The 11,977-nt window shown below is 58.4% G+C and carries 11 protein-coding genes and 1 tRNA gene; 4 read left to right on the forward strand and 8 right to left on the reverse strand.

The features are described 5' to 3' along the window. Positions 1–37: 37 nt before the first annotated feature. A complete protein-coding gene (locus tag ACP90_RS06980; protein WP_062487557.1) occupies positions 38–832 on the reverse strand; it encodes an ABC transporter substrate-binding protein in 795 nt (264 codons plus the stop codon). Between the two features lie 172 nt (positions 833–1,004). On the opposite strand from ACP90_RS06980, the gene ACP90_RS06985 reads away from it, so the two are divergent. Next, positions 1,005–1,691 carry a FadR/GntR family transcriptional regulator gene (locus ACP90_RS06985; RefSeq protein ID WP_062491436.1) on the forward strand — a complete coding sequence of 229 codons (687 nt, stop codon included), beginning with the start codon at positions 1,005–1,007 and terminating at the stop codon, positions 1,689–1,691. A gap of 93 nt (positions 1,692–1,784) precedes the next feature. Here ACP90_RS06985 and ACP90_RS06990 read toward each other — a convergent pair whose 3' ends face one another. The 5 genes from ACP90_RS06990 to ACP90_RS07010 all read right to left on the reverse strand — a co-directional run bounded on the left by ACP90_RS06990 (position 1,785) and on the right by ACP90_RS07010 (position 7,210). Further along, the gene (locus tag ACP90_RS06990) at positions 1,785–3,311 is read right to left on the reverse strand and encodes a phospholipase D family protein (protein WP_062487560.1); all 1,527 of its coding nucleotides are present in this window, start codon (positions 3,309–3,311) and stop codon (positions 1,785–1,787) included. Positions 3,312–3,656: 345 nt separating this feature from the next. Beyond that, positions 3,657–4,853, reverse strand: a complete 1,197-nt coding sequence (locus ACP90_RS06995) for a mandelate racemase/muconate lactonizing enzyme family protein (protein WP_062487562.1) — start codon at positions 4,851–4,853, stop codon at positions 3,657–3,659. Between the two features lie 392 nt (positions 4,854–5,245). Next, the gene (locus ACP90_RS07000; RefSeq protein ID WP_145915722.1) at positions 5,246–5,806 is read right to left on the reverse strand and encodes a hypothetical protein; all 561 of its coding nucleotides are present in this window, start codon (positions 5,804–5,806) and stop codon (positions 5,246–5,248) included. A 33-nt stretch (positions 5,807–5,839) separates the two neighbouring features. Continuing rightward, positions 5,840–6,244: a DUF6636 domain-containing protein gene (locus ACP90_RS28885; protein ID WP_062487566.1), complete on the reverse strand. Its 405-nt coding sequence runs from the start codon at positions 6,242–6,244 to the stop codon at positions 5,840–5,842. An 18-nt stretch (positions 6,245–6,262) separates the two neighbouring features. Then, positions 6,263–7,210: a hypothetical protein gene (locus ACP90_RS07010; protein ID WP_062487568.1), complete on the reverse strand. Its 948-nt coding sequence runs from the start codon at positions 7,208–7,210 to the stop codon at positions 6,263–6,265. Positions 7,211–7,450: 240 nt separating this feature from the next. On the opposite strand from ACP90_RS07010, the gene ACP90_RS07015 reads away from it, so the two are divergent. Both ACP90_RS07015 and ACP90_RS07020 read left to right on the forward strand, forming a co-directional pair. After that, positions 7,451–7,726: a hypothetical protein gene (locus ACP90_RS07015; RefSeq protein WP_062487570.1), complete on the forward strand. Its 276-nt coding sequence runs from the start codon at positions 7,451–7,453 to the stop codon at positions 7,724–7,726. A 2-nt stretch (positions 7,727–7,728) separates the two neighbouring features. Further along, positions 7,729–7,962, forward strand: coding sequence for a hypothetical protein (locus tag ACP90_RS07020; protein WP_062487572.1), 234 nt, complete (start codon positions 7,729–7,731; stop codon positions 7,960–7,962). Positions 7,963–8,160: 198 nt separating this feature from the next. On the opposite strand, the gene ACP90_RS07025 is transcribed toward ACP90_RS07020, so the two are convergent. Then, positions 8,161–8,237: transfer RNA gene (locus ACP90_RS07025), tRNA-Met, on the reverse strand. Between the two features lie 113 nt (positions 8,238–8,350). Continuing rightward, positions 8,351–9,529 carry a tRNA 2-thiouridine(34) synthase MnmA gene (gene mnmA / locus ACP90_RS07030; RefSeq protein WP_035909942.1) on the reverse strand — a complete coding sequence of 393 codons (1,179 nt, stop codon included), beginning with the start codon at positions 9,527–9,529 and terminating at the stop codon, positions 8,351–8,353. 308 nt (positions 9,530–9,837) lie between these two features. Between mnmA and ACP90_RS07035 the strand changes: the two genes are divergently transcribed. Then, positions 9,838–11,958, forward strand: coding sequence for a flagellar hook-length control protein FliK (locus ACP90_RS07035; protein ID WP_062487574.1), 2,121 nt, complete (start codon positions 9,838–9,840; stop codon positions 11,956–11,958). Positions 11,959–11,977 lie beyond the last annotated feature (19 nt).

The raw sequence follows: 11,977 nt of genomic DNA on the forward strand, positions 1-11,977 counted from the left end.
CGCGGGCCCTCCCGAAGGCGGCCCGCGCGTGCTTTGCTTACAGCTTGGGCATGTCGAGGATGGTGACTGTCGAGGTGGTTTCTTCGGCGCGAGAGCCGAACCATTTCTCGTGCAGGTCAGCCACGACGCCTTCCTTCTTCAGTTCGGACAGGACGTCGTTCACCTGGCTTGCCAGTTCCGCGTCCTTGGCAAACATCATGGAGTACTGTTCGCCGGTAGTGATGCGTTCGACGACCGCAAGGTTCGGCTTGTTCTTGGTGTAATAAAGCAGCGCCGGGATGTCGCTAATGTAGCCGTCGATGCGGCCCGCCGTCAGGTCGAGCATGGCCGGGGCCAGGCCTTCGTAGCGGCGGATTTCACCAAAGCCGTATTTCTCCTGATTTTCGGTGGCCCAGATGTCGCCGGTAGAGCCCGTGTCGACGCCGATGACCTTGCCTTTCATGTCGGCAACCGATTTCAGGCCACTGTCGGCGGCAACGGTGAGGGACTGGTCGCTGTCATAGTAAGGCTGGGCGAATGTGACCGATTCCAGACGTTTCTTGGTGATGGTGATCGAGGAAACCGCCATGTCGATCCGGCCCGACTGGACCGCGGAAAACAGCCCGTTGAACGGGATGTTTTCAAACTCGATCGATTTGCCGAGCCTGTTTGCGACCTCGGTTGCAAGATCGATTTCAAAACCGACGGTCTTGCCCGACTCATCCTGGAATTCCCACGGAACGTTGCCGATGTTGGCGCCGACTGTCAGGTCTGCGGCCATGGCGGTGGTCATGGAGGAAAACGTGAGCAAGCCTACGGTCGCAGCCGTTTTGATGAAGGAGTGAAGAGACATTTTATTCCCCTGGTGATTATTCTTGGTCTAACTGGTATGACTGGTCTGACCAGTTAGACCAGTAAACAGATCGATCAAACGGGATGCAAGCGTTAAAATGATGCTGATCGCGTTTCGGCGGGCTAAAAGAAGGCAGAACGGCACACGCGCCGTACGAACCATGAAAGACACAATGATTACACGTACGCCGGTTCCGCAGAGCATCGCCCGCAAGCTTCAGGAGATGATCCTCAGCGGAGCGCTCAAGAGCGGGGAGAAGATCCCTTCGCAGCGGGAAATGTCGGAAGAGTTCGGTGTCAGCAGGGCCTCATTGCGCGAAGCCCTGCTGACCCTGGAAACCATCGGCCTGATCAAGACGGAAGCGGGCAGGGGGACATTTGTCGTCGGCACCGGTTCGGGCAAGACCATGTCGGACTGGAAGTTCGCCGAGGAACATTCCCTGCAGGAAGTGTTCGAGACCCGGCTTGTTCTTGAAGGCGAGATTGCGGCTCATGCAGCGGGGCGATTGTCGGAGGACGATCTCGACCGGCTCTCGCAACTGACCGACCTGATGGAGCAGGCCTGGTCCAATCGCGACTTTCTCAGCAACGTGGATGCCGATCTGGAGTTTCACGACCTGATTGCCCGGCGGTGCAGGAACCGCATGATTGCGGGTCTTTACGATCAGGTCCGGAAACTTCTGACGGAGACCCAGCGCCAGCCGATCCCGATCACGGATCCGCTGCGCATGCGGGCCTCGCTGGCTGAGCACCGGGTCATCGTTGCCGAACTGCGCAAGGGCGACGCGGAAGCCGCCCGAACCGCAATGCGCAGCCATGTCGCCAACACCGCGCTGTGTGCCGGGTTCGAGATCGCTTGAAGTGCGAAGCGCCTGCGCCGTTTCCAGAGTGTATCGGAACGGTGGGGGCGGGGGCGGTTGGCAGAGAGGAGCCTGCTACCCCTTTCCACCCACCTACAACTGACCTTCGACGGGAAGCGTTGCGATGATGCCGGAGGTGAAGCGCTGGCCCAGTGTCGATCCCGGGTCCGAGGTGAAGGTGACGATCTTGCCATCTTCTTCGCTCTTCCAGAGGATCCTGCCGTTGTCGTCCAGTTCGAGCCGGTAGCTGTTTTTCAGCGAAACGCCTTCATTCAGGAACACTGTCAGCCTGCGGGCAAGTTCGGGGCTTTCCACGTAGAGGCCGATCTCCGTATTGAGGTTGGCTGATCGTGGATCCAGATTGAAACTGCCGACGAAAATCGAGGCTCCGTCGAAGACTGCGGCCTTGGTGTGCAGCCCGGCCTTGGAGTCTGTCGAAAAGAGCGTTTGCTGAACCCTGGCGGAATCGGCCCTGACCTCATGCAGCTCTATGCCGGCTTCCAGAAGTTCCGCGCGGTATTTCGAATAGCCGGCGTGAACCGCAACCACATCGTTTGAACCGAGCGAGTTGGTGAGAACGCGGACCTTCACGCCGCGCGCCGTGAGCTGCTTCAGCTTGTCTGCGCCCGCCTGCGTCGGAACGAAATAGGCGTTTTCCATCAGGAGTTCGCGTTTGAGCCTGTCCACCTTGCCGACAAGTGCCTTGAGGATCTTGCCGCCGCTTTTTCCCGCGATGAAATCGGCCGGATCGTCCCAGACGACAAAGGCCGGTGCCCAGACCAGTTGCCTTGTGAGCGACGACATCGACTGGCGGACGGCAGTGACCCTCTGGCGGAAAGGATAGGGATATCCTTCGGTATCGATGGTCTCTTCCAGTTTCACCCGGGCCATTTCCAGGTCGGTTTCGCCAAAGGTTCGGTTGACGCTGGCGGCGACAGGCACCGACCAGTCCCTGTTCCAGAAATAATCGAAGACGCTCGAGGCATCCCGCACCACCGGGCCGACCGCTGCAATGTCCAGGTCGCGATAGTTGGATTCCTCGGAGACGTCGAAATAGTGGTCGCCGATATTGCGCCCGCCGAGAAGCGCAACTGCATTGTCGGCGATCATCAGCTTGTTGTGCATGCGGTGGTTCAGGCGATCGAAGTCACCGATCAGGTTGAAGACCCGCGAGGACCGGCTCGCGAAGGGGTTGAACAACCGGATCTCGATATTTGGATGGGCGTCCAGACTGGCGAGGATTTCATCGCGTCCGTTGACGTTGATATCGTCGATGAGGAGACGCACGCGCACGCCGCGATCCGCGCTGCGCAAAAGGGCCTGCGCGAGGATGCGCCCGCTGTGGTCCGCGTCCCAGATGTAGTATTGCAGGTCGAGGCTGTGCTCGGCGAGCTCCGTCATGGCCACGCGGATGGCAAAGGCGTTGCGCCCTGTCGTGACGAGCGAGACACCTGATTTGCCCGGATGGCTTTTTTCCGCGGCCCGGAACAGGCGGCCCAGAGAGGTGCTGCGATAGGCCGTAAAGGCACTCGTCTCGACGCGCGGATAGTCCGTGTTCAACGTCGAACAGGCTGCCAGAAGCAGCGTTGCAAGACAGAGAAGGCAGGCCCAGCTTCGCATCGTTCCCCGCATGACAGACACAGGTTGCCAAGGGCCCCGTTCTCGCCTGGCGTCAAGGATCGACGTTGGTGACTGAGGCAAGGACCGGGGTTATCGGCAAACTCTACCCAGAATTGTTACTTCATGCCTGCACGCCGGTCCATTGTGCAGATTGACAGGCGCGCTCCGGCACCTGCCGCGCGGTGCTTCTTTTCCTGTGCGCCTCAGGACATGACATGCAAAGACGTACGGTTCGGATTGATGCTTCCGCGCAGGAGGTTTCCCTCACCGAGGTGGCTGAAACCTGTCCTGTGCAATTGGGGCGAAGATCGCGTGAACGGCGCGCGCCAGACGTGGGTGAGACCTTTAAGGAGCAGGCAGCGCTTCAGGCATCCAGTGCGTGGAGTTGCGGCTGGCCTTGAAGAAACACTGCCCGTATTTCTCGAGGGTTTCCTGATTGATCTCGAAGCCGAGGCCAGGTGTCTGCGGCATGGCAAACCAGCCGTTTTCGTGCAGGAACGGCTGTGTGAAGATCTGGTCGCGGCCTTCCGGTGTCCAGCCCGGTGGTGAGATCGGATATTCAAACAGCTCCTCACCGGCAAAGCCGCTGGCGGCAAAGACATGCGCATTTGCGATGAAGCCGAAGCCGTTCGACCAGCAATGCGGCGTGAACCTGATGCCTTCTTGCCTGCAGAGCGCGGCAACCTTGAGGCACTGTGTAATCCCGCCGGCCCACATGGCATCGGGCTGGAAGATATTGTAGCAGCCCATCTTCATCATCCGGGCGAGTTCCCTGTAGCCCATGACATGAAGTTCGCCACCGGCGACAGGTACGCGCGAATAGGTGGTCAGTCTGGCGATTTCCTCGTGCCATTCGCCAAACAGCGGTTCTTCCACCCAGGCAAGGCCGACATCCGCAGCGGCATCGACAAAGCGTTTGGCCCTGTCCAGCGACCAGAGCGGTGCATCGCCGTTCTGCGTCAGGCGGAAGGCCTGATTGCAGTCGACCGAGATCCTCATCCGTCCCTGCATGTGGCGGGCGATATCGGAAATATGGTCGATATCTACGGCCTCATCGAAGTCATGGACACGAATTTTCATCGTGTCGAACCCTTCGGCAAGCCGGGCTTCGGCTTCCTCGCGCCGCGCGCCCGTGTCCCGAAGCTCGCCGGAAGAGGCATAAAGCCTGATGCGGTCATCCGTTCCGCCAAGCAGCTTGTAGAGCGGCAGGCCCGCACTCCTGGCCTTGATGTCCCAGAAGGCAGGCTCAAGCCACCAGTTGAAATTGCCGCCCGCCGCCATGATCTGGATGCGCTCGGAAAGCTTATCAATATCGCCTGCATCCTGGCCGAGAAAGAGACCCGCCAAGAGGTCGCCCAACCCGGCGCGCTCACGCCCCGCAGCCGGAAACCCGCTCCATCCTTCAACACCGTCATCGGTGATGAACCGGACGATGCACATGGAGACATGGGTCCGGATCGTTCCAGGGATCCACGAGGGCGCATGCGGCGCGGGCAGGGGTGTTTTCACAAGGTAGAGTTCAACGCGGTCAAGCACTTGCATGTTCGGTCCATTAAAAAGGGGGCGCTGCCTGAAGGATCCAGAAGCATCAGGAGAACAGTCGGCTGTTGCGTGAACGCTAGAAAGGAATTGGTCTGGCCAACATATCCAATTTGACAATTTTCAGAGTCCAATTGGATGAGTGGGGCGGTCTCCATAGAGGCAGTGTTTCAGCCTGAATTGCTGAGCTGCTGTCAGGTGCCGACGAGCGTAGGTCTATTGTGGGCGGGGAGCTGGTGTTCGCTGCGCGATGAACAAATGGTAGCATCGGTGATGACGCAGTCGTGCACTGCAAAAAAGATGATCTAGATCTAGGCTTTCATTAAGTGGTCCATGAGGAGCAGAGCGAGAAGCCTGGAGTTACCAAACACTTCAAATCAACAACTCCTTCTGCCTCATTCGGAGGGGCGAACTGCATAAACCTCAAAATAGTAACCGCCGAGATCATCGACACGAACCTGGGTGGAGACATTCTGACTATCAAAAACACCGACGAGGGAAGTTCGGATCGATGTTGAATAATATCGTTTTAGATCGTTTGACATTCCTAATTCATTCGGAAAGTCGATAACGCCGCCAACTTGCTGAACATCAGGAAGAGTTGAAAGATGTCTGGAGATCGTTTCGGCTAACCCCGGCCTTTCTGAAACTACCGAGAGTGAGCAGTGCAGAAAATCATTCTCTACGCCTGCATGCCTTATCGCTGAAAATTGCATTTTCTCTCCGGGAGGAACTGAGAAATACTCAAAGAAACCGGTGTTTGGTTCCTTGCGGATAATCCATTTCCAATTTGGAATATTTCTGTCCGACCGATCTAAAAACCCATTGGGATTATCGAGAAACTGCTGACATTTTTGAGTGAACACTTCCCATGCGGATTCAACTTGCCCGGCTTGGGCGCTGCTAACGGGAACAGACGCTACATACAACAGAGAGAGAGCGTACAAGGTTTTCATCACATTCAAATCCTCCCCCAAAATATCTTTCAATCAAAATACGAGTTGTTTCCGGCGGGACAAAAAGAACCCGTGGCCGTCAGCATTGGTGCATGTAAACCCGGTTTTTTCCGAGCGGCAGTTCACGCTTCCGAATTCCCCTGCCACTCCGTAGTGAGCGATGTCTGTGTAGTCCACGGTTTCAGGTCGTTGGCTACAAAGCAATTTCACTTGGCCGAATGCCTCTATGTAGAACTCGTGTCCCCAGTATCCATTGCATGAAGCGGGCTTCGGAAGAGGTGTGGGGCCGCTGCGATTGATAATCGTGCAGTACAAATGACCGCCGCCAGTTACTCCTCCGTTACAGTAAATATTTTTCGAGGGTGTCATGAAGCCCAACCCGTCGGCCTGGACGGATGCTGGAAGAACCAGAAAAAAAATAAACAGAAATATTCGCATTAAACTTCTCCTGTGAAATCACTCAAAAGACATGCAGCTGATAATGTAAGCGGTTGACCGGTAGCTATGAGTTCTTCCGCTGGCATCCAGAAGCTCACCTCGTACGATGCCGTGCCCAAGAAGTTGCTCGCCGCCGGATCCCAGAACATGTCCGCGAAAATGAACAATATCGCCGTAGATTTGGATCATTTCGTTGGCTTCATGGCCCTTAAGTCGCTGGTTCTTGGCAGTGAAGGAACCGCTAATCGTGAACTCACCATTGCCTGAAAACTTGACAGACAGTTCGCCCCGAGCTTCTCCGTAGTTGTATCCAGCGCCTTCGATTAGGGATACTGAGCCATCGGCGCCGGTGAAAGACGCGTCACCGTAAATGTCTCCAAAACCGTTTGTGATGAGCCCATTGGGGAAAGTGTTCGAACCGGTGTCCGCTTGGGTTATGTTCCGGATCCCGAGCAAGAGTTGAGCCTTCGGCTTCATCGGGGCCGGACTTGTTACAGGAATGGTGTACCCATTAATCCAGGCAGTTCGTTGGCCCGGCACCAGTTTCACCGAAGAGCCGTTTGCCCAGAACTGGAAACTTTCAACGTTGTCTTGAGTGCAATTCGGCGCATTTTGATCTCCAGTGATCTCAATACGATCCCTTTGATACTCATTTGCACCAGAGGCGAGGTCTTCAAACTTACGGCCGTTTCTGCTCTTCGCCGTCAACTCGAGGTCATACAAGGTCTCGGCAGCAATGGCTGTTCCGGTTTCTTCATTCAAACAGAGATCGCTAAGGCGCAGTAATCCGGCGGGCTCATATCTGAGCCAGCCAAAGCCTCTTGTGCCTTCACAGTTGTCTATCTGATAATCGATCAGCGGATCACCCGGAACGGGAGCAATGGGACTTACCGTCTGCGAAACAGCCGGAAACTGAAAACCAACAAAAAACAATAAAAATGAGATCAGAGTTTTTGAAATTTTCATGTCTTCTCCAAGAAAGTCATTTTCTGAAAACTAAAGTCGATGTTGCCGAATGTTCCGGCAGCGGAAGCAATAATATCTGTTCCTCTTAAGGCTTGCATCAGCACTTTAAAAAATCTTAGCTTGCGGATGAGCTTACTTTATGTAGCCTGCATCACATGATTGGCTTTAATGTCACCGTTGTTGAACACAGATGGTCAAGATACCTATGGGTGTTCGAGATTATTCATTTGGAAACTTGATATGCGAAAAATCATTTTGTTGGCAGCCCTTGTCGTCGCAACCTCGGCGCAAGCCGAGGAAATCGTTAAATGCAATGAGCACGGAGCATCGGTTACGCTTACGGACGGTACAGTTCTGTATCTGGGAAAACAATGCGATGCCGCCAGAGAAGGTGGTGGTGCCGGTTATTGGTGGAATGCAGCATCTTTCCTTGGGGTGGAAATCGACGGAAAAACGTACATGGTTGCTGAGGGTAGAGGTATAGATTGCCTGCCATTTTGCAGTCTTCCAGATTGACGATGAAGCAGCCTTACGGCGTCAAAATCATCTTCCTGATAATTGCATATGTTTCATTCTTCGTCGTCGGGCTTTTAACCAAGAGCGAATTTCATCTGGCAAGTTCGAAAGACAATAAACGGACGATTGTCGATGAGCATGGCAATGACCGCTATGGGCCGAAATCGCCTGCGCCGCCGAGACAGATGAATGACTGTTTCGCTCGGATCATCCGTCACGAGCAGCCTGTTTCCTGACAGTCCCACCTAAGACGTTTGTGGCCCCTGGTGAAAAAATGGGGTGTGATCAATTTGGCGGGCGTTGAAACCAAGCCATTGGCTGCGAGCTTTGGCTACAAGTAGGTGAGAAATTGCTTTTGTGCTCTTGCTGGCCGCAAGCAGAGTTAGCCTGCGATCATGTTGCGACTACGGTACGGAGATCTCGTTGCAAGATGTTGGTAGCGGAGGAGGGACTCGAACCCCCGACACGCGGATTATGATTCCGCTGCTCTAACCGGCTGAGCTACTCCGCCATCCCGTGCGATCCGGGCCTGGGTGGCCCGCGCGACGTGGGTGCTTATAGTGAGGCGGCGGGCGGGCGTCAAGCGTTGAATTGGCGTCCGGCCGCAAAGTTTTTTGTCTGGCCTCAGGCCGCGGAAACCGGGGCTTTGACCTGTGGAAAATCGATCGCCCAGTCGCCCGTGCGTTCGGTCTTGTGGATCCAGCCACCGCCCAGAACACGGGCTGTTTCGTCATCCGTATCAAAGAAGACGCAGGCCTGGCCCGGGGCAACGCCGGTTTCGCCGTTGGCAAGATCCACGAACGCCTTGCCGTTCAGGATGCGCAAGGTTGCCGGTGCCGGCGGGCGGGTGGAGCGGACCTTGGCGAAGAGCTCGATCTCGTCGCCTTCGTCCAGCGGCTGATCGCCGATCCAGTTCATTTCGCGCAGCAGGATGGTGCGGGTCGCCAGTGCCTCACGCGGGCCGACGACGACACGGCGCTCGTCCGGGTCGAGGCGCACCACATAGAGCGGATCGCCCGTGGCAACGCCAAGGCCGCGGCGCTGGCCGATGGTGTAGTGGATGATGCCGTCATGCTCACCCAGCACACGGCCGTCCATATGGACGATCTGGCCCGGTTCGGCCGCATTGGGGCGCAGCTTGCGGATGACCTCGGCATAATCGCCGTTGGGCACGAAGCAGATGTCCTGGCTGTCCGGCTTGTTGGCGACGGTCAGGCCGAATTCGGCTGCAAGCTCACGCACTTTCGACTTGGGCATGCCGCCAAGCGGAAAGCGGATGAAATCGAGCTGGTCCTGCGTGGTGGCGAACAGGAAATAGCTCTGGTCGCGGTCAAGATCGGCCGGGCGGAAAAGCGCGCGCTTGTTGCCCTGCTGGGCGGAGCGGACATAGTGGCCGGTTGCCAGTGCATCGGCGCCAAGATCCTTCGCGGTCTTCAGGAGATCGGTGAACTTGACCGTCTGGTTGCAGGAGACGCAGGGGATCGGGGTTTCGCCGGCGATGTAGCTGTCGGCGAAACGGTCCATGACCTGTTCCTTGAACCGGCTTTCATAATCCAGCACGTAATGGGGAATGCCGATGGTTTCGGCCGCACGGCGGGCATCATGAATGTCGACGCCCGCGCAGCAGGACTTTGCCTTGCTGACGGCGGCGCCGTGATCATAAAGCTGCAGGGTGACGCCGATGACGTCGTAGCCTTCGGCCTTCATCAGGGCGGCCACGACCGAGCTGTCGACCCCGCCGGACATGGCGACGACAACACGAGTGTCTTCCGGGCGGCCGGGCAGATCCAGACTGTTTCGCATCCAGTGTACTTCCAGAAGTTTTTGGCCGATCGCGCAGGCGGGGCGGTTGTCCGTCCCGAGCCTTCCACGCCCTGCCGGGCGGGCGGCGATCAAGGGCCCTATTCAAAGTTGGCGGCACTATACAGATAAGGAGAGCGGCTGCCAATTGCTTCCCCCGCATGGCAGGCACGCTTTGCCGGACCGGCAAAGCTTGCCGCCCAAAACCCGAGGGAGTTTCGCGTCGTCTTTGAAAAAAATGAGTAAAATCAAGAGGTTTTACAGGGTTTAACGTTTGGCCCGATGTTTGCTTTCTATTCCGGTGACGAAATATGCCCGCCGGTGCGGGCCGGGATCTGGGGGCAAGCGTGCTGCCATTTGGACTGACAACGGATGTTTCTGCCGGGGCGCTGGCAGCGGGTGCGGGCAGCGCACTTGCTGGCGGGCAGGCTTCTGCAGGTGCGGCTGCTTCCTCTGTTGGGGGCAAGGCAAACGGATTTGCCGACGAGCTGAGCTCGATCTCGGGGCAGGGCGCCGCGAAGGGCGCAGGGCCAGACAAGGGTCAGGTCAGTGCCGTGGTTTCCGCCAAGGTCGGCCGGGCGGCCGAGCCGGTGAAGCCGGGGGTGGTTGCCGCGCAGATCCAGACCTCCGTGGTGACAGGCGAACTTGCGCCCACCATTGCGGTGGATCCGACGGTCCCGGTTACCGATCCTCTTCTTTCCGGCGATATCGTGGCCGGCACTCCGCCGCTCAACGCGGGGCAACCCGGTGATACGGATCAGGGTCTGCTGCCCTCTGAAGGTGATGAGGCAGCGCAAACCGCCGACGTTGCCCTGGCTGCGGAATTTGCGCCGGTCGCTTCTGTTGCACCTGTTGTTCCGGCTCCTGCTGGCGAAGGCGCGGCTGCCACGCCTGCCACTGCCGATGCGGGCGTGTCCGGTGCAGCTCTTTCGGGAAGCGCAGGTCTTGCAGGCAACGTTCCAGCGGTGCCTTCAGCTGGTGCCGCGAACGGGGCGGCGCCTGTTCCCGCGGCAGATGCCGGAGCCGGTGCCGGTTCCGGAGGTTCTGCGCCGGCTACGGCACCGAACTTTGCCGGCGCGTTGAACGGTGTTGAGGCAGGTGCCGCGCAGCCTGAAGCAGCCGGACAGACAGTACCTGCTAAAGCGGCGGAGGCGCAGGTGGCAGTTACCCGGCCAGCGCCTGTCACGACAGAGCGCCGCTGGCAGAGTGAGCTGCCGAAAGAATTCCGGGCGTCGGTAACGCCCGCTGCTCAGCCAGCCGGCCAGCAGCCGGCCGTGACGTTGCCTGTCCAGGCAAGTGTGCCGGCCGGCGCGGTGGTTGGCGGTCAGGCGCCGGGGCAAGGGGCTGGTGAAGCGCCTGGTCTCCAGGTTGCCGCGGCAACGCCTGCCGGAACTGTTGCTGCGTCTGTCTCGGCTGTCGCCAAGGCTGCAGCGGCATCTGAAAGCACGCAGGTTCCTGCAGTGCCTGCCGCACTCGTGGTGGATGGCGAGACGTCAGCCCAGCCGGTAACGGCGAACACGCAAACGGGTGAGGCGAGCGCACAGGCAGGAACCGCGATGAGTGCGGCCACCACGCAGGTTGCTGCCGCCGTGAATGCGGGTGCCGTTCCTGTTCAGCAGCCGGTTCAGGCAACGCCGCAGCCGGTGTCGTCCGAACAGTTGCTGGCTGGTGAGCCTGTTGCCGAGGAAGGTACGGGTCTCGTCAAGCCGGTCACGGGTGAGGCTACCGGTCCGCAGGGGGCAGGCAATACGCAAGATGCTGCTGCCGGACCTGCTGCCAAGGGCGCGGAGCAAACGGGACCTGAGCCGCGCGGAGCGGCCCTGGCTGGTCCTGTCGCTGCTGCGGCGCTGTCGAATATTGCGGCTGACGAAGCCGATATGCCTGCTGAGTTGCAGCACACCAGCATTTCCGGCGAGTTCGGTGCGGCAACGGTACGCGGCGGCGATCTGGCAGGGGCTATGCGGACCGAGAGCCTGCAGGCGCCCAGCCAGAGCCAGTCCGGCCAGGTGGCTACCCAGGTGGCCGCAGAGATTGCGCGCAATCTGAAGGATGGTCAGACCCGTTTCCAGATGCGTTTCGACCCGCCGGAGCTCGGCCGGGTCGAGGTTGAGATGAAGGTTTCTCACGACGGCAAGGTCCAGGCCCATCTGCGTGTCGACCGGCCGGAGACGCTGGACATGTTCCTGCGTGATCAGCGCGGCCTGGAGCGCGCGCTGGAAGCGGCAGGGCTCAACCCGGATTCAGACAACCTGCAATTCTCCCTGAGACAGGACGGCGGCCAGCAGTTCGGCTCCGAACAGGGAGGGGATGGACAGCAGCCGGCCTCGAATGGTGGCGGAGGCACGGTTTCCGCGGAAGCCGATCCGATGCTTGAAGACATTGTCAGAATGACCATCGCGGAACAGCGCGGCGGCCTGGACATGAAAGTGTAACGGGGCGAGTTGCTGCCTC

This window comes from Labrenzia sp. CP4 (genome assembly GCF_001579905.1).
GTDB classification, from domain to species: Bacteria; Pseudomonadota; Alphaproteobacteria; order Rhizobiales; family Stappiaceae; genus Roseibium; species Roseibium algicola.